General features: G+C 65.9%; 18 protein-coding genes. 6 read left to right on the top strand and 12 right to left on the bottom strand.

The window, feature by feature from the left end:
- Window positions 1–143 precede the first annotated feature (143 nt).
- Window positions 144–974 (bottom strand): helix-turn-helix transcriptional regulator, encoded by an 831-nt coding sequence (locus U5A52_RS02185; RefSeq protein ID WP_321909538.1) that lies wholly within the window; start codon window positions 972–974, stop codon window positions 144–146.
- 171 nt (window positions 975–1,145) lie between these two features.
- Between U5A52_RS02185 and U5A52_RS02180 the strand changes: the two genes are divergently transcribed.
- The 5 genes from U5A52_RS02180 (at window position 1,146) to ampC (ending at window position 6,943) form a co-directional block, all read left to right on the top strand.
- Complete coding sequence (locus U5A52_RS02180; RefSeq protein ID WP_321933683.1) at window positions 1,146–1,490, top strand: cupin domain-containing protein; 345 nt, start codon at window positions 1,146–1,148, stop codon at window positions 1,488–1,490.
- An 80-nt stretch (window positions 1,491–1,570) separates the two neighbouring features.
- Complete coding sequence (locus U5A52_RS02175; RefSeq protein ID WP_321933681.1) at window positions 1,571–3,004, top strand: FAD-dependent oxidoreductase; 1,434 nt, start codon at window positions 1,571–1,573, stop codon at window positions 3,002–3,004.
- A gap of 12 nt (window positions 3,005–3,016) precedes the next feature.
- Window positions 3,017–3,946: a LysR family transcriptional regulator gene (locus U5A52_RS02170; RefSeq protein WP_321909533.1), complete on the top strand. Its 930-nt coding sequence runs from the start codon at window positions 3,017–3,019 to the stop codon at window positions 3,944–3,946.
- 161 nt (window positions 3,947–4,107) lie between these two features.
- On the top strand, window positions 4,108–5,676 hold the full coding sequence (locus U5A52_RS02165; RefSeq protein WP_321933679.1) for a purine-cytosine permease family protein: 1,569 nt from the start codon (window positions 4,108–4,110) through the stop codon (window positions 5,674–5,676).
- 88 nt (window positions 5,677–5,764) lie between these two features.
- A complete protein-coding gene (ampC, locus tag U5A52_RS02160) occupies window positions 5,765–6,943 on the top strand; it encodes a class C beta-lactamase (protein ID WP_321933677.1) in 1,179 nt (392 codons plus the stop codon).
- A 38-nt stretch (window positions 6,944–6,981) separates the two neighbouring features.
- Here the strand turns inward: ampC and U5A52_RS02155 are convergent, their stop codons facing one another.
- The 10 genes from U5A52_RS02155 to U5A52_RS02110 all read right to left on the bottom strand — a co-directional run bounded on the left by U5A52_RS02155 (window position 6,982) and on the right by U5A52_RS02110 (window position 16,712).
- Complete coding sequence (locus tag U5A52_RS02155) at window positions 6,982–8,382, bottom strand: ATP-binding protein (RefSeq protein ID WP_321933676.1); 1,401 nt, start codon at window positions 8,380–8,382, stop codon at window positions 6,982–6,984.
- Complete coding sequence (locus U5A52_RS02150) at window positions 8,379–9,041, bottom strand: response regulator (protein WP_201696283.1); 663 nt, start codon at window positions 9,039–9,041, stop codon at window positions 8,379–8,381. Before U5A52_RS02150 ends, U5A52_RS02155 begins: the two co-directional genes overlap by 4 nt.
- Window positions 9,042–9,128: 87 nt before the next feature.
- Entirely contained in the window at window positions 9,129–10,166 is a 1,038-nt protein-coding gene (locus U5A52_RS02145) for an Ldh family oxidoreductase (protein WP_321933675.1), read from the bottom strand.
- 90 nt (window positions 10,167–10,256) lie between these two features.
- Window positions 10,257–11,171 carry a dihydrodipicolinate synthase family protein gene (locus U5A52_RS02140; RefSeq protein ID WP_321909522.1) on the bottom strand — a complete coding sequence of 305 codons (915 nt, stop codon included), beginning with the start codon at window positions 11,169–11,171 and terminating at the stop codon, window positions 10,257–10,259.
- 170 nt (window positions 11,172–11,341) lie between these two features.
- Window positions 11,342–12,124 (bottom strand): AraC family transcriptional regulator, encoded by a 783-nt coding sequence (locus tag U5A52_RS02135; protein WP_321933674.1) that lies wholly within the window; start codon window positions 12,122–12,124, stop codon window positions 11,342–11,344.
- 100 nt (window positions 12,125–12,224) lie between these two features.
- Entirely contained in the window at window positions 12,225–13,493 is a 1,269-nt protein-coding gene (locus U5A52_RS02130; RefSeq protein WP_321933672.1) for an FAD/NAD(P)-binding oxidoreductase, read from the bottom strand.
- The gene (locus tag U5A52_RS02125) at window positions 13,490–13,765 is read right to left on the bottom strand and encodes a 2Fe-2S iron-sulfur cluster-binding protein (protein WP_321933670.1); all 276 of its coding nucleotides are present in this window, start codon (window positions 13,763–13,765) and stop codon (window positions 13,490–13,492) included. Before U5A52_RS02125 ends, U5A52_RS02130 begins: the two co-directional genes overlap by 4 nt.
- Window positions 13,758–14,927, bottom strand: a complete 1,170-nt coding sequence (locus tag U5A52_RS02120; protein ID WP_321934158.1) for an FAD-dependent oxidoreductase — start codon at window positions 14,925–14,927, stop codon at window positions 13,758–13,760. The genes U5A52_RS02125 and U5A52_RS02120 overlap by 8 nt, the downstream gene beginning before the upstream one ends.
- Complete coding sequence (locus U5A52_RS02115) at window positions 14,927–15,886, bottom strand: 4-hydroxyproline epimerase (protein WP_321934157.1); 960 nt, start codon at window positions 15,884–15,886, stop codon at window positions 14,927–14,929. Before U5A52_RS02115 ends, U5A52_RS02120 begins: the two co-directional genes overlap by 1 nt.
- A gap of 118 nt (window positions 15,887–16,004) precedes the next feature.
- Window positions 16,005–16,712 (bottom strand): TetR/AcrR family transcriptional regulator, encoded by a 708-nt coding sequence (locus U5A52_RS02110; RefSeq protein WP_321909515.1) that lies wholly within the window; start codon window positions 16,710–16,712, stop codon window positions 16,005–16,007.
- A 64-nt stretch (window positions 16,713–16,776) separates the two neighbouring features.
- Between U5A52_RS02110 and shc the strand changes: the two genes are divergently transcribed.
- Window positions 16,777–18,810, top strand: coding sequence for a squalene--hopene cyclase (shc, locus tag U5A52_RS02105; protein ID WP_321933668.1), 2,034 nt, complete (start codon window positions 16,777–16,779; stop codon window positions 18,808–18,810).
- 39 nt (window positions 18,811–18,849) lie between these two features.
- Here shc and U5A52_RS02100 read toward each other — a convergent pair whose 3' ends face one another.
- Window positions 18,850–20,529 (bottom strand): metallophosphoesterase family protein, encoded by a 1,680-nt coding sequence (locus U5A52_RS02100; RefSeq protein WP_321933666.1) that lies wholly within the window; start codon window positions 20,527–20,529, stop codon window positions 18,850–18,852.
- Window positions 20,530–20,544 lie beyond the last annotated feature (15 nt).

The raw sequence follows: 20,544 nt of genomic DNA, 5'->3' as shown, positions 1-20,544 counted from the left end.
GAGTCAAATCGATCGGACGATGGTAGGGGAGATCCCGCGCCGCCAAATATTGAAGTTGAGATGTTTACATCGATGGAGGTCGATGTATGCAAGCCCTTAATCAGGCAAACGCTGCGGGTAAATCCTGGGACTGGAAGCGGCGGCTACACCGCGGCATGGCCCCACGCGATCAACTCGCGCTTGGTGCGCACGCCCAGTTTCGCGAAGGCGCGCTTCACGTACGACTCGGCGGTGGCCACCTGCACGCCCAGGATTTGCGCGGCCTCGGGCACGGTCTTGCCCGTGATGAGGTGCGCACAGGTTTCGTATTCGCGTTTGGAGAGGCGCACATGGTCTGCCGCAATACGCGCGTCGAACTGCGCGAGCGGATGCATGAATGGCGCCGCATGGGCAATGAGCCGGGCAGCGCTCGTGGAGGCGTGCAGTTCGAGCAGCGGAAACAGAAACTCGCTCACGCTGCGAAAGCGGTTCATTTCCACGAGCGTAAACGGCGGTTCGCGCAGCCCGCGTTCGAGCGCGATGGAGTCCTGAGCGTGGCGCGTGCCGCGTGCGAGCACGCATTCGTGGGCAATGCGCGCTTCGTCGAAGAGCCGCTGGCGGAACTCGCCCGGCGGGATCGCGCCGATGTCGCGCACGACCAGCATGGTGCCGAGCTTGCCGCGAATGCCCGCGAAAAGCGGATCGCTTTCGTAGAAGCGGTCGTAATAGAGCGTCATCACGTCGGAAATCGCGCCGGAATCCATTCCGACCCCGCCACTGCCGATCCATTCGCAGCGATAGCCCGTTGGCATCGTGCTGTCCGCGCGCGAACGCTCGATATGCACGACGTTGACGGGCACGACTTCGTTCACGAGCAGCGTGAGGCGCGGCACGAAATCGGGCGTGCCGACGGCCTCGATCACATTGCCGAGGGTCTTGAACGAGAGCGGAAAGTTCGGTTGATCGCGGTTGAGCGGGGGTACGTTGAGCAGCATGGCGCGCCCCTTTTTGAAGGCTGAATCATTATAGCTGAAGGGCTTAGGCCGCCAAAAATGCGGGGCTCGGGCAGCAAAACACCGCTTGCCCCCCCTGAGGGGGGGCATACCGCCGCCGCGCCAGTCGGTAACTTTGGCAGCACTCAATCAAAACAACCGGAAGTGACGCAAATGAGCAAACTGATTCAGGACATCGTGCCGCTGGGCGCTGGCATCGGCGAATTCACCAAGCTGGAATACGGCATGGACGAAAGCGACTGGCGCGCAACCGTCGGCAAGAACAATAACTACGTGATCGGCTGGTGGGAAGGCAAGGTCGGCGCCGTGGATTTCCCGGCCACGACCGCAGACGAAGCGGTATGGCTCGTGGAAGGCAAGATCGCCCTGACCGACGCGAACGGCGGCCGCAAGGAATTCACGGCGGGCCAGGGCTATCTCCTGCCCGCAGGCTTTGCAGGGCGCTGGGAAACGATCGAAGACGCGAAGAAGTTCTACGTCGTGCTCGAACAAGCCTAACGAACCAGGCGAGCCGCCTCACGCGCGAGGCGGCGCAGTTTACCCGATCCTTTATCCCGATCCGTGCAGTGAAGACCATCATGAGTACCCCTGCAGAAGTTGAAGTCGCATCGCCCCCGCCCTTCACGCTCAGCGTGCAAGAGGCGCTTTCGCGCACGCGGTTCTTTCCGTACTGGCTCGACAACCCCGCCGAACCGCCGACGGAACCTAAGCTCACCGCCAACGTGGAGGCCGATCTGCTGATCGTCGGCGGCGGCTTCACGGGGCTCTGGGCCGCGGTGCAGGCCAAGGAGCAGATGCCGCATCTGAACGTCGTGCTGATCGAGGCGGGCAAGGTCGCGCACGGTGCGTCGGGCCGTGCGGGCGGCATCATTTCGACTTCGGTGATGCATGGCTTGCCCAATGCCGTACGGGTATTCCCCAACGACATTGCGCAGCTCGAAGAATTCGGCCATCACAATCTCGACGGTTTCGAGGAAACGCTCAAGCGCTACGGCATCGACGCCGACATCGAATGGAACGGCGAAATGACCGTTGCAGTCGATCCCGAGCATATCGAGCATTTGCAGGGCGACTATGACCTCCACAAACGCTACGGGCACGATGTCGTGCTGCTCGATAGCGAAGCGACGCGCGAGCAACTCGATTCGCCGTTGTTCGCGGGCGCGCTGTGGTCGCGCAATCGCAGCGGTATCGTGCATCCGGCCAAGCTGGCATGGGGTCTGAAGCGCGCTGCGCTTTCGCTCGGCGTGAAGCTTTACGAGCACACGCCGCTCATCGACGTGATCGACGAAGGGCAGACCGTGTACGTGAAGACGCCCGAGGGCAGCGTGCGCGCGCCGCGCGTGGTGTTCGGCAGCGGTACCGCGAAGGTCGGCATTCCCGATATCAACCGGCGCGTGCTGCAGGTGCGCGACCACGTGCTCGCCACCGAGCCGCTCACCGACGAGCAACTCGCGCGCATCGGCTGGAAGAATCGCCAGGGCATTTACGACACGCGCACGCAGCTCAATTACTTCCGCCTCACGAAGAACAACAACATCATCTTCGGCGGTCTCGTGAGCTATCACTTCGACGGCGATCCGAATCCCCCGCAGGACGAGAAGGCCGAGACCTACTACCGGCTCGCGCAGGCGTTCTACCGCACCTTCCCGCAGCTTGCCGACGTGCGCTTCTCGCACGCGTGGGGCGGCCCGATCGACTACTGCTCGCGCGGCTCCGTGTTCGCAAAGCGCTATCTGAACGACAAGGCCGTTTTCGTGGCGGGTTACACGGGCTTTGGCGTGGCGGCGAGCCGCTTCGGCGCCTTCATGGGCCTGAATATCCTGTTCGATCGCAACAGCCCGGAACGTGCGCTCGATATCGCCAACCAGAGCCCCACTTATATTCCGCCAGAGCCGGTGCGCTGGCTGGCCGCCAAGGTCACGTTCCATGCGTTCGACGGCGCCGACGCCGAAGGCGGCTGGAAGCGCGCGTGGATCAAGGGCATCAAGGCGATGGGCTTTCCCATGTGAGTGTGTAGCGCCATGTTCTCCAATACCTCCGATCTCGACCTGCGCCTGATCCGCGTGTTTCTCGCCGTGGTGGACGCGCGCGGCATCACGGCGGCCGAAGCGACGCTAGGCGTGCGGCAATCCACCATCAGCACGCAACTCTCCGCGCTCGAAGCGCGCGTGGGCTTCAAGCTCTGCGAGCGCGGGCGCGGCGGCTTTCGCCTCACTTCAAAGGGCGAACGCTTCGTGCCTTCGGCGCGCGCGCTCGTTGCGGCCACAACCGATTTCGTGGCGCGCGTGCGCGATATCGACCGCAAGCTCGTGGGCACGCTCGGCATTGGACTGATCGGCCAGGCTTCGCATGTCGAGAATGCGCGGCTTGCGGAGGCGATCGGCGCGTTTCGCAAACGCGATCAGGCTGTGCGCTTCACGATGAAGGTCGCGGCGCCCCAGGAGCTCGAGGAAAGTCTCGTCAATAACCAGCTCGACATTGCGATTGGCTACTTCTGGCATCGCGTGGCGGGGCTCGACTACACCGAGCTGTTCAGCGAGCGCCAGGTGCTGTGCTGCGGGCGCGGGCATGCGCTGTTCCACAGCGCACCGCATGTGAACGTGGACGACCTGCGCGCGCACGACTGGGTCTGGCGCAGCTATCCGATACCGGAAGAGCTTGCAGGTATTGGCGACCGGCAGGTGACGGCGATTGCCGACAGCATCGACGCGGCCACGGTCCTGATCCTCTCGGGCAGCCATATCGGCTATCTGCCCGCGCATCACGCCGAGCCGTTCGAGCAGCGTGGCCTCATCCGGGCGCTTGGGCGCGCCACGTTCGGCTTCGACGTGCCGATGCATCTGGCCGTCAAGCGCAGTGCCGCGGAAAAGCCCATCGTGCGCGCGTTCTGCGACGATCTGCTGAACGTCTATGGTCAGCATGCCGCCGTGCCCGAATCGCTGGTTGAATGAGAGAAGCGGTGCGCGCCATACATTGGCCGCGCATGATGTAAACGTATGGAATGCAGAATAATTAGCCTGCTCCGATCGATTAAAGTGGGCGAGAGACGTTGATAGTGCGTTGACCGGTTGCTTGCATGCACAACCGGATCGGCGTGGCAAGGAGTGAGACAATGAGCGACAACAGCATTACCCAGATCGAAACATTCGGTTTCGAGCGTATTCCCGATGCATCGCGCTACGCGCGGCCCGTCGATCTTTTCAGGCTGCTGTTCGGCGGCTGCAATACCTTCTCCACCTCGGTGCTGGGCAGTTTCCCGGTGCTGGTGGGCCTTTCGTTCAAGGCAGGCGTGTGGTCCATCTTGCTTGGCGTGCTGGCCGGCACCTGCATTCTCGCGCCCATGAGCCTGTTTGGCCCGCGTAATGGCACGAGCGATCCGGTTTCGTCGGGGGCGCACTTCGGCATACACGGGCGGATTGTAGGCTCGTTCCTCGCGCTGCTTACGTCGATTGCGTTCTTCGCGCTCGCCGTCTGGAGTTCGGGCGATGCACTGGTCGGCGGCGCGCACAACATGGTCGGTGTGCCGGTCAACACCTGGACGCTCGGCTCGGCCTACATGGTGTTCGCCGTGCTCGTGGTGGTGGTGTGCATCTACGGCTTTCGCTTCATGCTGTGGGTGAACAAGATTGCCGTGTGGGCCGCGAGCCTCATGTTCGTGGTGGGCGCCTTCGCGTTTGCGGGCGCGTTCGATCCGGGCTACGCCGGCACGCTGCACGAGGGCGGCGCGGGCTTCTGGGTGGCGTTCGTGAGCGCGGTGCTCGTTGCGTTGAGCAATCCGGTGTCGTTCGCCTCGACGCTCGGCGACTGGGCGCGCTACATTCCGCAGCACACGCCGCGCCGCCGCATCATGGGCGCTGTATTTGCCGCGCAGATCGCCACCTTCGTGCCGTTCTTCTTCGGCCTCGTCACGGCCACGCTCATTGCGACGAAGGCGCCGAGCTATATCGCCTCGAACGATTATGTGGGCGGGCTGCTGGCTGTGTCGCCACGCTGGTTCCTGTTGCCTACCTGTCTTATTGCGATCATCGGCGGCATGTCGACGGGCACGACCGCGCTGTACGGCACCGGCCTCGACATGTCCAGCATGTTCCCGAAGCTGCTGAACCGCGTGCGTGCGACCATGCTGATCGGCACGCTCGCTATCGGCTTCATCTTCGTCGGACGCTTCGCGTTCAATCTCGTGGAAAGCGTCTCGACGTTCTCCACGCTGATCTGCACGTTCAGCTGCCCGTGGATGGCGATCATGGTGATCGGCTTCCTCACGCGCCGCGGGCACTATCTCGCAGACGACCTTCAGGTCTTCAATCGCGGCGGCCGCGGCGGGCACTACTGGTTCACGCACGGCTGGAATCTGCGCGCGATGGGCGCCTGGTTGCCGGCGGCGTTCCTCGGTCTTTCGTTCGTGAATCTGCCGGGGCAATTCATCGGTCCGCTCGGCTCGCTGGCGGGTGGGCTCGATCTGAGCGTCCCGGTTTCGCTGGCGGTGGGCGGCATGATCTACGTCGTACTGCTCACGATCTTCCCCGAGCCGGACGCCGTGTATGGCCGGGAAGGGCGGCGCTTCGTGCGCGGCGGCGCGCGCGCTCATGCCGCTGCGCCGGTTCATGCGCCACGCAGGCACGAAGCGCAGACTGCCAGCGCGGTGCGCGAACTGCAGCGCAGCCCGGAGTACGCCGAGTAAGTCGGGAAGCACGGGCCGCTTCGCTGGCGGCCCGTGCGCGCAGACCGGGTAAGATCACGGCTTTTGCACATCGTGCAAGGAGACGATCTTGCTTCGTTCACTCGCAAGGGTCTGTGCCGGCGCAGTGCTCGTCGCCGTCGCGCTGAACCGTCCCGCCATTGGCGCAGAAGCCGAAATCGCGACCGGCAGCGACGCTCGAATACGCGAAGCCGCGCTCGCGTTCATGCGCGAGAACGGTATTCCCGGTCTCGCGATCGGGGTCGCCGTGAACGGCACGGCGCGCTTCTACAACTTTGGCGTCGCGTCGAAGGAAACCGGCGCGCCCGTCACGAACGAAACGCTCTTCGAACTCGGGTCGATCAGCAAGACCTTCGCCGCAACGCTTGCCGGTTGGGCGCAGGTGAACGGCAAGCTCGCGCTCGATGCGCCAGTGAGCACGTATTTGCCCGACATGCGTGGCACGCCGTTTGGCGCGCTTACGCTGATCAATCTCGGCACGCACACCGGTGGCGGCTTCCCGCTGCAGGTGCCCGAAGAAGTCACAAACGACGCGCAGCTGATGGCGTGGCTCAAGGCATGGCGCCCGCGCTATCCGGCGGGCACGCAGCGCACCTATGCGAACCCGAGCATCGGCATGTTCGCGCGCATCACGGCGCAGCAGCTCGGCATGAGCTACGCAGACGCCGTGGAGAAAACACTCTTTCCGAAGCTGGGGCTGGCACACACGTTCATTCGCGTGCCCGACGGAGAGCGTGCCGCCTATGCGCAGGGCTACAACAGCAAGGATATGCCCGTGCGCCTGAACCCCGGCGTGCTCGCCGACGAAGCCTACGGCGTGAAATCGGATACGCGCGACATGCTGCGCTTTCTCGAAGCGAACATGGGCGAGGTCGGAGTGGAGCCGGAGTTGCAGCGCGCGCTGGAGGCCACGCATGTGGGCTATTTCCGCACGGGCCCGTACGTTCAGGACCTCGTATGGGAGCAGTACGCGCAGCCGGTGAGCCTGAATGATCTCGTGCAGGGCAACGCGAACTTCATGGTGCTGGAGGACAATCCGGCCACGGCGTTGATCCCGCCGCTGCCGCCGCAGGCCGATGTATTGCTCGACAAGACGGGCGCGACCAACGGATTCGGCGGCTATCTCGCGTTCGAGCCCGCGCGCAAGACGGCCATCGTCATTCTTGCCAACCGCAATCACCCCACCGAATCGCGTGTGCGGTTTGCGTACCGCGTGCTGGAACTGGTGCAGGGCGCGTCTGCGCAGTGATCCGCAGTGATCCGCGGTGAGCGAGCGCGCGTGCGGCCTCAGGCCGAATCGCTCGTCGCCCGGGCGGCTCGGCTGGCGGGCGCATTCGTGCTGGTCACGGGCTCGTCGTTTGCGGGCAGCCCGCTCACCGCCGCCGTGAGCCCGCGACCACCCGGGTTGTTGCGCAGCGTGAACGTCAGGCCCTGACGCTGCGCGATGCGCGCCACGATCGACAGGCCAAGCCCGCTGCCGGTGCCCTGGGCATGATCGCCGCGAAAGAAACGGTCGAGCACGCGTTCGAGATCGCCTTCGGGAATTCCGGGCCCGTTATCGATGACTTCGAAGCCGAGCGTGTCCTGCGAGCGCGTGAGCAGGAGATCGATCTTGCCGCCGGCTGGCGTGTAGCGGATCGCGTTGTCGAGCAGGTTGTTCAGCAGCGTGTTCAGTCCGTGCGCGTCGGCGCTCACGTTGCAGATGGACTCGGGTGTCACGGGCGGCCGCGATTCGAGGCCGAGGTCGATGCCTTTTTCCTCCGCGAGCAGCGAGAAGTCGCCGATGGCCTGCTCGCCCAGCCGCCGCAGGCTCACGATCGTGGCGGGCGCGCTCGCCTGCGCATCTTCGCGCGCGAGCGTGAGCAGTTGCTGCACGAGGCGTATCGTCCGGTTCAGGCGGGTTTGCATGCGCTCGAGCGTGCGCGGCTCGCCGTTCAGCGTGCCGTCGTGCAGCGCCGCCTGCCATTGCAGCTTGAGCGCGGCGAGCGGCGAGCGCAGCTCGTGCGCAGCGTCGGCGATGAAGGTGCGCTGCGCCTGCGAGGCCGCGTTCAAGCGGTCCAGCAGATCGTTGAGCGCGACGACGAGCGGGCGCAGCTCGACGGGCACCGAACCGTCGAGGCGCAACGGCTCCAGCGCATGCGCCGAGCGCGCAGCGAGCAGCGCCGACAGCGCGCGCACCGGTGCGAGCCCGCGCGTCACCACGAACAGCACGAGCACGATCGCCACCGGCACGAGCAGCGCGAGCGGCCACAACGTATGCAGCGCGAGGTGCAGCGCCAGCGAATCGCGCACGGAAATGGGCTGTGCGACCTGAACGAAGCGTTCCGGCTGCTCGATGCCGTACACGCGCCAATGCACTTCGTCGTCTTCGATCGTACGAAAGCCCGTGGACTGGCGCGGCAGGACAGGCGTTTCCTGCGAGCGGTAAATCAGCTTGCCTTCGCGGTCCCAGATCTGGATGAGAATGCGGTCGTCGGCGATCTCGTCGAAGCCGGGGCTGGACTGCTCGACCTCGCGCGCCGTTGCGACGTTCGCGGGCATGGAAAGCGCCACGGCATGCAGCTCGTAGTCGAACAACTCGCCCGCTTCGTCGCGCGCCGTGTGAAAAATGCCGTAGCCCGCCACCAAGGAAGCGGCCGCGAAGCCGCAGATGAGCCAGCCCAGCAGGCGGCGGCGGATGGAATTCATTCCGGTCTCTTGAGCCGATAGCCCACGCCGCGCACGGTCACGATCTGGTCGGTGCCGATCTTGCGGCGCAAGCTGTGCACATGCACCTCGATCGCGTTGCTGCCGACTTCCTCGCCCCAGCCGTACATGCGCTCTTCGAGTTCGGCCTTCGTGAATACGCGCGCGGGCTGTTCGATGAGCACGCGCAGCAACGCGAATTCGCGCGGCACGAGCGCGACGCTCTCGCCGTCTTTCGTCACTTCGTGCGCGGCGGGGTCGAGCGAGAGGCCGCTGTGCGTGTAGACCGGCTGCTTCTGGCCCGTGCGGCGGCGTAGCATGGCGCGCGTGCGGGCGGCCAGTTCGTCGAGATCGAAGGGCTTGATCAGGTAGTCGTCGGCGCCGGCGTCGAGCCCGGCGATGCGGTCCGTGACCGAGTCGCGCGCGGTCAGGATCAGCACGGCCGCTTCGCCGCCCTTGCGGCGATAGCCGTTGAGGACCTCGATGCCGTCTTTCTTCGGCAGACCGAGATCGAGCAGCACGAGGTCATACACGTCGTTGTCGAGCGAAAGCTCGGCTTCCCGCCCGTCGCGCGCCCAGTCGACGGCATGACCCTCGCGGCGCATCGAGTCGAGCACCGTTTCGGCAATCATTTCATCGTCTTCCACCAGCAACAGGCGCATCGCTCGCTCCCCTTATTCCAGCCTTACATTGTCGCTCATCCCGGCTTAACCGGTGCTTAAGCGTCACGCGAGGGGAGCGCCCGGCAATCAGTCGAGGAGTTTCAGCACATCGTCGTAGAGCGCGCGCGGCACCTTCACGCCGTCGCGTTCGCTGCGCCCGCGCGCCTCGAACCGGCGCTGCGACGGCAAGCGCGCGCCCTGCGCGGTGATGGCGGCGAAGAGCCGCTCTGCACGCGCCTGGCCGGCTGCATAGCCGTCGCCGCCAAAACGCCGCGGGTCGATCGCGATGACGAGCTCGCCGTGGCAAGGGCTCGCACCCGCGCCGCCGTCGAAGGCCTGCGACTCCATGCTCGTGAGGTCGCCGATCAGCGCGCCCGCAAGCAGCTCGATCATGGCCGCGAGCGCCGAGCCCTTGTGGCCGCCGAACGTTTGCATCGCGCCGTCCAGCGCGGCGCGCGCGTCGGTGGTGGGCTGGCCGTCGGAATCGAGTGCCCAGTGCGGCGGAATGGGCTTGCCCTCGCGCGCATGCAGTTCGATGTCGCCGCGCGCAATGGCGCTCGTGGCGAAGTCGAACACGAATGGCAGACCGCCTTCGCGCGGCCACGCAAACGCCAGCGGATTCGTGCCGAACACGCCGGTCGTGCCGCCCGCGGGCGCGACCCAGCTATGGCTCGGGTTCATCGCGATGCCCACGAGCCCTTGCGCCGCGATGGCTTCGACCTCGGGCCACAGCGCCGAGAAGTGAAAGCAGTGGTTGATGGTCATCGCCGCGATGCCCTGGCTGCGCGCTTTCTGCGCGAGCGCGGGCAGGCCGGTTTCGAATGCGAGCAGCGAGAAGCCATAGTGCGCGTCCACGGCCAGCACGCCGGGCGCAATATCGCGCAGCGTGGGCTCGGCGCGCGCATCGACCTTGCCGCTCTTGAGCGAACGTGCGCAAACGAGCAGGCGATAAATGCCATGCGAGTGGCATTCGTCGCGCTGGCCTTGCGTGATGACGCGCGCGATCGCATCGGCATGCGCCTCGGACATGCCGTGCCGCAGCAGCACGTTGCGCGAGAGCGTGAAGACTTCGTCGAGTGTGAGGACGACCGGTTCGAGTGCGTCGTTCGTGACGGTGCTGGACATGGCATCCCGTGTAAAAAGACAAACCGGGCCAATGTGGCCCGGTTTCGGTGATCTGGAAAAAGCGCTGGAGAGAGGCGTGCTTACATCAGTTTATAGACCGACGTCCGGCAGGGCGGGACGCGTAGCGAGCGCCTTCTCGACCACGGCCTTCACGTGCGCGAGCGCCTCGCCTTCGAGCGGCAGACGCGGCGGCCGCGTGATCGCGCTGCCGCGGCCCACCAGCTCCTCGCACAGCTTGATGCACTGCACGAGGTCGGGGCGTGCGTCGAGGTGCAGCAGCGGCATGAACCAGCGATACAGCGCGAGCGCTTCGTCAAAGCGTTTTTGCTTCGCAAGACGGAAAAGCGTTTCGCCTTCCTTCGGGAACACGTTCGACATGCCCGAAACCCAGCCTTGCGCGCCCACGGCCACGCTTTCGACCACCACGTCGTCGAGGCCCGCGAACAGCACGAAGCGGTCGCCCACGGCATTGCGCAGATCGATGAAGCGGCGCGTATCGCCCGACGAATCCTTGAAGCAGACGATATTTTCGCAATCCTGAAGAGCGATCAGGATGTCGGGCGTGACGTCGTTCTTGTAGATCGGCGGATTGTTGTAGACCATCACCGGCACGTCGGTGCTGGAGGCCACGGCGCGGAAATGCGCGGCCGTTTCATGCGGCTTGGAGGAATACACGAGCGCCGGCATGACCATCACGCCGTCCACGCCCACGCGGGCCGCTTCCTTCACGGTTTGACGCGCGAACTCGGTGGTGAATTCGGCAATGCCCGCGATCACCGGCACCTTGCCGCCGGCGGCGTCGCGCGCGGCTTCGATCACGGCAATCTTTTCATGCGTCGCGAGCGAGGTGTTCTCGCCGACGGTGCCGCATACCACGAGGCCCGACACGCCGTCCTTGACGAGATTGCTCACCACCCGGTGCGTGGCGTCGATATCGACCGAGAAGTCCGCCTTGAACTGCGTGCTGACGGCGGGAAACACCCCGCTCCACTGGATAGCGCTCACTGTGACTCACTCCTTGAATGCGTAGCGGCTCGCGCCGCGGTACGTGTTGAATGTGAGTGCAGTATCGCTGTCCAAATCGTTTGGCGCTTGGGGCCTTTCGTGCTTCAAAAAGACGAAATCTGCATAGTCGGGCGTGGCCTGGGGAGAACCCTGGCCTGCACACGCGAGGCTTAGGCGCCGGGCGTCTGCGCGCTGGCGGGCGCTTGCAGCAACGCGCGATACTGGCTTGGCGTCACGCCCACGGTGGCCTTGAATTGCCGCGTAAACGCGCTGTGATCGTTATAGCCGCATTGCGTGGCGATGTCGGTGATACTCAGGTCGCTCGCAAGCAGCACGGAGGCCGCGTCCAGGCGCGTTTTCAGCAGCATCTGGCGCGGCGTGAGGTGAAAGATCTTGTGAAAGTAGCGCTCGATCTGCGCCACCGACATGTTGATGAGCTTCGCCAGGTGCGCGAGCTTGAGCGGTTGCGCATAGTTGTCCTGGATGTACTTGGCGGCGACCGCGAGCCGCTGGTAAGCGGGATGCGTGCCCTCGGCGGCCTGCAGGTCGCGCGAAATGCCCGCCACGCCCAGCACGCGGCCGCGCGCGTCGTGCAGCGGGACTTTCGAGGTGAGGCACCAGCCCGGTTGCCGGCCCGGATACAGGTGCAGTTCGAGCTGGTCGATGAGACTGCTGTCCAGCCGCACCACGGCCTGGTCCTGCGCGGTGTAGCTGTGGCCGAAGCGGGACGGGAAAACCTGCTCGGCCGTCTTGCCGAGCAGCGCGCGTTTCTCTTTGAAGCCGCAGCGCGCGGCGAGCGTGGTGTTCGCGATCACGTAGCGTGCCTCGTCGTCCTTCACGAAGAACACCACGTCGGGCATGGCGTCGAACAGCGGCTCGAGCATGGTGAAATGCGCGACCATCTGCGCAAACGTGGCGTTTTCGAGAGCGGCGGGCAGGACCAGTTCGGGCATCGCGTGGCGCTTGGGGCGGGATCGGCAGAAAACTCCATTGTGCCGATTTGCGCGCGCCCGCGCATCTGTAACAAAAAACGTGTGCGGTGCTTTTTCCGCGCTAAGGCGTCGTTTCCGCGTGCAGCAACGTGTCGATGCGCGCGGGCGAGAAGGGCGGGCGCTGGCCGTTTTGCGGCCAGCCGAAGCAGAACGCCGCCGCTTCGCCGCAAATCTTGCCCTGGCAGGGGCCCATGCCGCAGCGCGTCTGCAGCTTGGCGTCGCGCCACGACGCATGGCGGGCAACGTCGCGATACGCGACGTCCTCGCACCGGCAAAACACGGTGTCGGGCTGCGGGAGCGCGCGCAACGCGGGAGCGAGTTCGAACGCCGCGTGCAGGCGCTCGGCGAAACGGCGGTAGCGTTCACGCCCGGCGAACAGCTGCCGGGCGTTCGTGTTGTCCCCGAGCGCGGCGTATGCGGCGATGCGGCCTTCCACCGCCGCGAGTTCCATGCCGCCCACGCCCGTGCATTCGCCAGCCGCGTAGATGGCTTCGGCGCAGGTCTGTTGCCATTCGTTCACGGCGATGGCGGGAGCGTTGGCGTGGGTGTCCAACTTGCAACCGAGCGCTGCGCCGACGCCCGTATTGGGCACGAGGCCATAGGCGCACGCGAGCCGGTCGCAATCGACCAGTATTTCGTTGTTGCCGCGGCGCACGCGCACCTGCGTCACGCGCGTAGTGCCGATTGCCTCGCTCACGTAGGCATCGCACCAGTAAGGCGTGGCGCGCAGATCGAAGCGCATGCGCAGCGCCTGAGCGAGTTTCGCGGGCGTATGGACGAGGCCCGCCGCGAAGCGGCGCACCGCTTGCGGCGGTGCCTGTTCGACGATGGCGGCGATCGTCGCGCCATGCTGGCGCGCGGTCAAGGCGGCGGCCCAGAGCAGCGGCCCGCTGCCCGCGATGACGATCCGCTCGCCGCGCACGGGCATGCCCCCCTTGATGAGCGCCTGCAAGCCGCCCGCGCCGGTGACGCCCGGCAAAGTCCAGCCGGGATAGGGCAGGAAGCGTTCGCGCGCGCCGGAGGCGACGATGAGCTTGTCGTAAGCGAGCGTGAGCGCCCGGTCGGGGCTTTCCGCGAGCAGTTGTCGCCTTGGCAGCGCTTGCACGATGCGGGTTCCGCTTAGCAGCGTGACGTTCGCACGCGCGGCGAGGGCATCGAGCACGGCGCGTGCGGGGCCCGTGGCGCGATGGCCGGGACCCTGACGCCAGATCTGGCCGCCAGGCAGCGCGTTGTCATCGACGATGCCTACGCTCGCGCCCGCCTCTGCGGCGATACGCGCGGCGTTCAATCCAGCCGGTCCGGCGCCGATGATCAGGATATCGAACTTCATGGCGCTGCATTCCCGGTAACGACGTTCATGCCAGCGAGGCAAACCGTCTGGCATGCGAGCCGATGCGGCACGCCGTCGATGGTGACGCGGCATTCCTGGCAGATACCCATGCCGCACAACGGCCCGCGCAGCGCGCCGGTCAACGAACGCCGCGTGACGAGCGCAGCGTGCCGTGCCTGTGCAGCGATGGCGATGGCTGCTGCCACCGAACTGCCAGGCGCGACGCTCACCTGGTATTCGTCGATCGTCAACGTCGTGCTGGTTTCAGACATGCACAGCCCCTTGGGCAGCGAAGCGCGCGGGGAGATACGGCGTCGCGTCGATCTCGGCGGGGCGTCCGAGTATTTGCGCGGCAATCAGCTTTGCGGTGCCGAGCGCTGTGGTGACGCCAAGGCCCTCGTGTCCGGTGGCGAGCCACGTGGACGGATGGCTGTCATCATCGGCGAACGGGGCAGCGGGGCCGATCAGCGGCATGCCGTCGCTCGATGCGGGGCGAAAGCCCGTCCATGCACGAATCGCGTTGAGCGTGGGCAATTGCGGCAGATATTCGGCGGCGCGGCGCAGCATGCGCGCGAGAATCGCAGGCTCGACGGCGGGGTCCGTGCTGTCGAACTGGCGCGACGAGCCGATCAGCAATTGCCCGGTTGGCCGCGGCTGCACGTTGAACGCAACAGAGGTGCCGCTCGCGTTGTGCGCGCTCTTGATATAGCCGAGTTCGAGAATCTGATGGCGAATCGTGCCGGGGTAGCGGTCGGTAATGAGCAGGTGGCCCTTCTTGGCCTGTAGCGGCAGGCGCGGCAGTAAATCGAGCGCTTGCAGGCCGTTCGCGACGAGAACCGCACCCGCGCCGATGACCTCGCCATCGGCGAGATGCACGCCCGCGCGGTCGATACGCGTGACTTGCGTTTGCGTGCGGCAGGTAATGCGTCCGCTAACCGGTTGTTCGAGCAACCATGTTGCTACGGCAGGCGCGTACACCACAGCGTCGTTATCGACGATCATGCCGCCTACCAGGTCATGGCGCAGGCCCGGTTCGGCTTCGCGCAACTGGTGCACGTCGAGCATCGAGCACGCCACGCCTTGCTGATGCAACGCCTGCTGGCGCGCTTGCGCGAGCGCCAGTTCCTCGTCGTCGGCAGCGACCCAGAGCGTGCCGCAGCGCAAGAACGCATGGCGTTCGTCGAGCCGCGGCGCGAGCGCGTGCCACAGCGCCAGCGACCACGCGCTCAGGGCGAATTCGGCGGGCGTGTCGTCCATTACGACGAGGTGGCCCATACCGGCTGCTGTCACGCCGCCGCCCACGCCCGCGCGCTCGATCACCAGCACATTCAGGCCCTGCGCCGCGAGTTCATGCGCGCATGCCGCGCCCACGATGCCCGCGCCGATTACGACAACATCGACGGCAACATCGTGTTGACCGCTCGAACCTTGCATCACGCGGGAATGCCCCACGCGAACGGATCGTCGTCGGCGAAAATCAGTTTGGACTCCGCGCTAATATGCGCGCTGCCGCGTATGCTCGGGCGCACGTAGCCTGCGGGGAGTTCGGGCGCGGTTTCATAGCTCGCCTCGAACACGCTGCCGATAATGCTTTCCTGCCGCCACTGCGCGCCGGGCGCGAGCGCGCCGTCTGCGGCGAGGCAGGCGACCTTCGCGCTCGTGCCGGTGCCGCACGGCGAACGGTCGTAGGCCTTGCCGGGACATAGCACGAAATTGCGGCTGTCGATGCCCGCAACGTCGGAGTGCGCGAAGAGTTCGATATGGTCGATCAACGCGCCGTCCGCGCCGGTGATGCCGTTCGCTTCGAGCGCCTGGCGCATGGCCCACGTGGCTTCGGTGAGCGCTTCGACGTTGCCCGCCTCGAGCGTGAGGTTGTGATCGGCGACGAGGAAGAACCAGTTGCCGCCCCAGGCGATGTCGCCATGCACGCGGCCGTAGCCCGGCACGTCGAGCGGCACGGCCTGGCGGTAGCGATACGCGGGCACGTTGTGCACGGTGACGCTGCCGTCGGCGTGCAGTTCGGCCTCGACGTTGCCCACCGGCGTTTCGATGCGATGCACGCCGGGCGCGATGCGCCCGAGATGCGCGAGCGACGCGATGAGGCCGATGGTGCCGTGCCCGCACATGCCGAGAAAGCCGACGTTGTTGAAGAAGATCACGCCGGCGGAGCAGGACGGATCATGCGGCTCGCACAGCAACGCGCCGACCATCACGTCCGAGCCGCGCGGCTCGTTGACGACGCCCGCGCGCACGCGGTCGAAGTCGCGACGGAAAACGGCGAGGCGTTCGGCGAGCGGGCCGTGGCCCAACTCGGGGCCGCCTGCGATCACGAGGCGCGTAGGCTCGCCGCCCGTGTGGGAGTCGATAACGGTCAGGGTTTTCATGCCGACAATCGTAGGTCGCGCCATTTTGGCCGTCTTGCTCGAACGGCCCTTGCGCGGTGACGATTTCGGCATAGTGCGCCGCGTGTGAATGCGCGGCGCTCAGGGTGATCCCTGGCGCATGCTTTCTTTAGTCTTTCACGAGCGCCAGTTGCTCCAGCTGGCGCACCACTTCGGCGCGCAGGCGCGGCGGCATGTTCTGGTAGCCGAGCAGGTCGGAGATCCACAGGCCGTCCGCGGCGAGCCGGCAGATCATCAGGCGGGCGGCGGCTTCGAGCGGCAGCGGGTCGGGGCGCGTCCACTTGCGCATGGGCGCGGCGTAGCGCTCGCGAATCGCGGGATCGGTCATCATCGCGGCCACCAGCACGCGCAGCACGTTGGTGCTGGCGGCGGGGCTTGTTTCGTCGATGGTCGTGTGCAAGTAGGCGCGCGCGGCCGCGCCGTGTTTGGGCGCGCCCTTTGCCTCGCCTTCTTCGATGCGCGCATGCATCTGCTGCTCGAATCGCTCCAGCGTCTGCTCGAAGAGCGCATCGAGCAAGCCCTGCTTGTTGGCGAAGTGATATTGCAACGCGCCCTTGGTCACGCCCGCGCGTTCGGCTACCGCATCGAGCGTGACGGCGGGTACGCCCTGGTCGGTGGCGATATCGGAAGCCGCCTGCAGCAATTGCGCGCGCACCTGGGCCGGGGCTTTCTTGCGGCGCGTGCCGGCGGCTGGAGCCGTGTCCTCGCGTGGGGAAGCAGGCTTCGAGACCGCCGGGGCAGAGGGAGCCGCTGCGTCAGCCGCCTTCGCGCTGCGCCTTGTCGCGCGCGCGGGCGCCTTGACGGAGGAGTCTTTCATGGCGCCGATCATACCATTGCAGGCTTCGCGGCTAAACATTCCGTACGGATGGTATGATCCGCCGATGAAAAAAATCCCCCCGCCTTTTACCGCTTCCGCAGCCGCCATGGCGGCGCTCGACGCCTCGATCATTCGCGGCCGCGAAGCGCTCGTGCGACAGCAGGATGCCGATGGAAGCTGGTGTTTCGAGCTCGAATCGGACGCCACGATCACCGCCGAATACATCCTCATGATGCATTTCATGGGCAAGATCGACGCGGTACGCCAGGAGAAGATGGCGCGCTATCTGCGCGACATTCAGCGCTTGCAAACGCACGGCGCATGGGACCTCTACGTGGATGGCGCGCCCGATGTCTCGTGCAGCGTGAAGGCGTATTTCGCGTTGAAGGCGGCGGGGGATCCGGCGAACGCGCCGCACATGGTGCGCGCGCGGGAAGCCATTTTGAAGCTCGGCGGCGCGGCGAAGTCGAACGTGTTCACGCGCATTCTCCTCGCCACCTTCGGTCAGGTGCCGTGGCGCGCCACGCCGTTCATGCCGATCGAATTCGTGCTGTTCCCGAAGTGGGTGCCCATTTCGATGTACAAGGTCGCCTACTGGGCGCGCACGACCATGGTGCCGCTGCTCGCGCTCTGTTCGCTGAAGGCGCGTGCGGCCAATCCTCATGATGTGTCGATTGCCGAACTGTTCGTCACGCCGCCCGAAGAGGAGCGCGAATACTTTGCGCGCGGCAAGGGCATCCGCCGGTTCTTTCTCGCGGCTGACCGGGCGCTGCGCCATATTGAGCCGCTGCTGCCGCGCGCGCTGCGCCAGCGCGCCATGAAGCACGCCGAGGCCTGGTGCGCCGAGCGCATGAACGGCGAGGACGGCATGGGCGGCATCTTTCCGCCGATCGTCTACAGCTACCAGATGATGCAGGTGATTGGGTATCCTGAAGATCATCCGCTGCGCCGCGATTGCGAGAATGCGCTGGAAAAGCTGCTCGTCGAGCGCCCGGACGGCAGCGTGTATTGCCAGCCGTGCCTTTCGCCGGTTTGGGACACGGCATGGAGCACGATGGCGCTCGAGCAGGCGCGTACGGTCGTGCCCGCCGATCCGGCGTCGGCAACGATCACCGGGCACGAACTTGAGCAGCGCATTGCGCGCGCGTACGAGTGGCTCGCAGCGCGCCAGGTGGACGACGTGCGCGGCGACTGGATCGAGAACGCGCAGCCGGACACGCCGGTTGGCGGTTGGGCTTTCCAGTATGAGAATCCGTACTATCCCGACATCGACGACACGGCCGTGGTCGTCGCCATGCTCCATCGTCGTGGCCGCACGGAGGCCCGCAAAACGGGCGTGGACCCCTACGCGGCGCGCGTGACGCGAGCGCTCGACTGGATGCGCGGTCTGCAATCGCGCAACGGTGGCTTCGCCGCTTTCGACGCCGATTGCGACCGCCTCTATCTGAATGCGATTCCGTTCGCGGACCACGGCGCGTTGCTCGACCCGCCAACCGAAGACGTATCGGGCCGCGTACTGCTGTGCTTCGGCGTGACGGGCCGCACCGAAGACAAGGCGGCGCTCGCGCGCGCCATCGAGTACGTGAAGGCCACGCAGCAAGCCGACGGCAGCTGGTGGGGCCGCTGGGGCACCAACTACATCTACGGCACGTGGAGCGTGCTGGCGGGTCTCGCGCTCGCAGGCGAGGACCCGAGTCAGCCGTACATCGCGCGCGCGCTCGCGTGGCTGCGCGCGCGCCAGCACGCGGACGGCGGCTGGGGCGAGACCAACGACAGCTATATCGACCCGCGCCTGGCCGGCACGAATGGCGGCGAAAGCACGTCGAATTTCACGGCGTGGGCACTGCTCGCGCAAATGGCGTTCGGCGACTGGGAGTCCGAATCGGTGCGGCGCGGCGTGGCGTATTTGCTATCCGTGCAGCAGGAGGACGGGTTCTGGTGGCATCGCTCGCATAATGCGCCGGGCTTCCCGCGTATTTACTACCTCAAGTATCACGGCTACACGGCGTATTTCCCGCTGTGGGCGCTGTCGCGTTACCGGCGGCTGGCGGGCAGTGCTGTCGAAGTGCGCGAAGTGGAAGAGGCCGCACTCGCATAGTGCATTCGACGCGGGGCGCAAGCGCCCCGCATTGCTGGCTTAGCGTGACTTCGCCAGCGTAATCGTTTCGAACAACTCATAATTTCCGGTCGGCGTTTGATCGGCGCCCGGCGCGTGATAGTAGTTCATCGTGATCGTCGTCTTGCCGCCATGTGTGCCGGGATCGACGTCGAACACCGCAATGCCATAACCCGTGCCCGTATCGCGCTGCGCCGACCAGATCGCGTCTTCGAGCGCATCGGCGGTGGGGCGCGCGAAGGTCCCCGCGGTCGCGCCCGGCACCGGGTGGTTGGGCTTCGTGAACACCTGTGCCTGCGGATTGCCGTTGCCGGCATCCACGCCATACACGTCGAGCGGTGCGCTCGTGCCGCCGCCGCCGAGGATCAGGTGGATCGTGCCGTGGCTCGTGTCGAAGGTGTTGCCCGTGCCCTGGGCATGCGTGACGGGACGCGGCTGCAGCGTGTCGACGCTCACGCCGGTCTTCGCGTCGACGCCCGCGTGATGATTGCAGCCGCGCACCGGGTAGCTGCGCTCGTAGTCGTGATCGTGGCCGCACACCACGAGATCCACGCCATAGCGGTCGAAGAGGGGCAGCCACGCTTCGCGTATGCCCTTGTCCGAGCCATTGCCGGTTTTCGACGAGCTAAGCGCGTCCTGGTGCATCTGCACCACGATCCAGTCGATATCGTCGTCGTTCTTCGCTTGCTTCAAGGTCTCTTCGAGCCAGCGCGTTTGCACGCCGTTGCTGTAACCGCGCACGTAGAACGACGAGCCGGGCTGGATGGGCGCGTTGCCCGTGCTCGCGGCGGGCACGAGCGGCGAGGGGCCGGCCACGAAGGCGGCGGCGTCCTGGTAGACCACGTCGTCGGCGTCGAGCGAAACGAACAGCACGTTGCTCACGCGGAAGCTGTACCAGCGGCCCGGAAAATGCGTGCCGTTATCGGGCAGCGTATAACGCGTGAGATACGAATTCAGGCCCTGCGCACCGTTGTAGAACTCGATCTCGTGATTGCCGGGGCACGGCATCCACGGACGGTTCGCCGCCGACGTCTGGTTGTTGTTGCCGAAGTCGCGCCACACGTCGGTCTGGTGCGCGGGATTCAGGTTCGCGTAGCAGAGGTCGCCATTGAGCAGGTGAAAGAGCGGCTGGAAGCGCTCCACGGCTTCCACGGCGAAGCGGCTTTGCGGCGACGACAGCACCCAGCCCGTGTTCGGCGTGGCGAGGTCGCCGTAGCTCGTGAAGCGAAACGGCGCGCGAGCGCGCGGCGCGGTGGCGAAGCTCGAACTGAACGGGCTGCTCGTGCGGTTGTCGTTATCGGCAGTGACTTCGTAGCGGTAGGTCGTGGCCGGCTCCAACCCGCGCAGCCGCGCGTGATAGGTGAACACGACATTGCCCGTGAGCCCGTCGGTATAGGTGCGCTGAATGGCGTGCACGGTCTCGCGCTTGCCGCGATCGGCGCTGTAGATCACGCGCGGATTCGTGGAGGAGGCGAGCGATGCCCACGAAACGACGACTTCGCGCGTCGGGTCTTCGCCCCAGGTGAGGTGGATCTGCTCGGGCGTGCCGTCGGGTGTGGAGGCGTCGGCCTTCGCGCTGCCCGCAAACGCGCTGGCGGCGCTCGCAAAGCCGGAAGCGCCGGCAAGCTTCAGGAAGCCGCGGCGCGAGACACTGGCGCCGCTTTCGGTGGATGCATTCTCGGGGATGTCTTTTTTCGTCATGTCGTCTCGCCTTGG

The organism is Paraburkholderia sp. J8-2 (assembly GCF_905220195.1).
GTDB lineage: Bacteria > Pseudomonadota > Gammaproteobacteria > Burkholderiales > Burkholderiaceae > Paraburkholderia.
The sequence above is the reverse complement of the archived record's forward strand: the minus strand, read 5'-3'. Positions and strand labels throughout refer to the sequence as shown.

Coding starts and splice junctions, on each gene's coding strand:
- U5A52_RS02185 (WP_321909538.1), bottom strand. CDS start 974: ATGCTGCTCAACGTACCCCCGCTCAACCGCGATCAACCGAACTTTCCG.
- U5A52_RS02135 (WP_321933674.1), bottom strand. CDS start 12,124: ATGCCCGAACTGGTCCTGCCCGCCGCTCTCGAAAACGCCACGTTTGCG.
- U5A52_RS02125 (WP_321933670.1), bottom strand. CDS start 13,765: ATGTCTGAAACCAGCACGACGTTGACGATCGACGAATACCAGGTGAGC.
- U5A52_RS02170 (WP_321909533.1), top strand. CDS start 3,017: ATGTTCTCCAATACCTCCGATCTCGACCTGCGCCTGATCCGCGTGTTT.
- U5A52_RS02180 (WP_321933683.1), top strand. CDS start 1,146: ATGAGCAAACTGATTCAGGACATCGTGCCGCTGGGCGCTGGCATCGGC.
- U5A52_RS02155 (WP_321933676.1), bottom strand. CDS start 8,382: ATGAATTCCATCCGCCGCCGCCTGCTGGGCTGGCTCATCTGCGGCTTC.
- U5A52_RS02150 (WP_201696283.1), bottom strand. CDS start 9,041: ATGCGCCTGTTGCTGGTGGAAGACGATGAAATGATTGCCGAAACGGTG.
- U5A52_RS02175 (WP_321933681.1), top strand. CDS start 1,571: ATGAGTACCCCTGCAGAAGTTGAAGTCGCATCGCCCCCGCCCTTCACG.
- shc (WP_321933668.1), top strand. CDS start 16,777: ATGAAAAAAATCCCCCCGCCTTTTACCGCTTCCGCAGCCGCCATGGCG.
- U5A52_RS02145 (WP_321933675.1), bottom strand. CDS start 10,166: ATGTCCAGCACCGTCACGAACGACGCACTCGAACCGGTCGTCCTCACA.
- U5A52_RS02100 (WP_321933666.1), bottom strand. CDS start 20,529: ATGACGAAAAAAGACATCCCCGAGAATGCATCCACCGAAAGCGGCGCC.
- U5A52_RS02110 (WP_321909515.1), bottom strand. CDS start 16,712: ATGAAAGACTCCTCCGTCAAGGCGCCCGCGCGCGCGACAAGGCGCAGC.
- U5A52_RS02165 (WP_321933679.1), top strand. CDS start 4,108: ATGAGCGACAACAGCATTACCCAGATCGAAACATTCGGTTTCGAGCGT.
- U5A52_RS02130 (WP_321933672.1), bottom strand. CDS start 13,493: ATGAAGTTCGATATCCTGATCATCGGCGCCGGACCGGCTGGATTGAAC.
- U5A52_RS02120 (WP_321934158.1), bottom strand. CDS start 14,927: ATGCAAGGTTCGAGCGGTCAACACGATGTTGCCGTCGATGTTGTCGTA.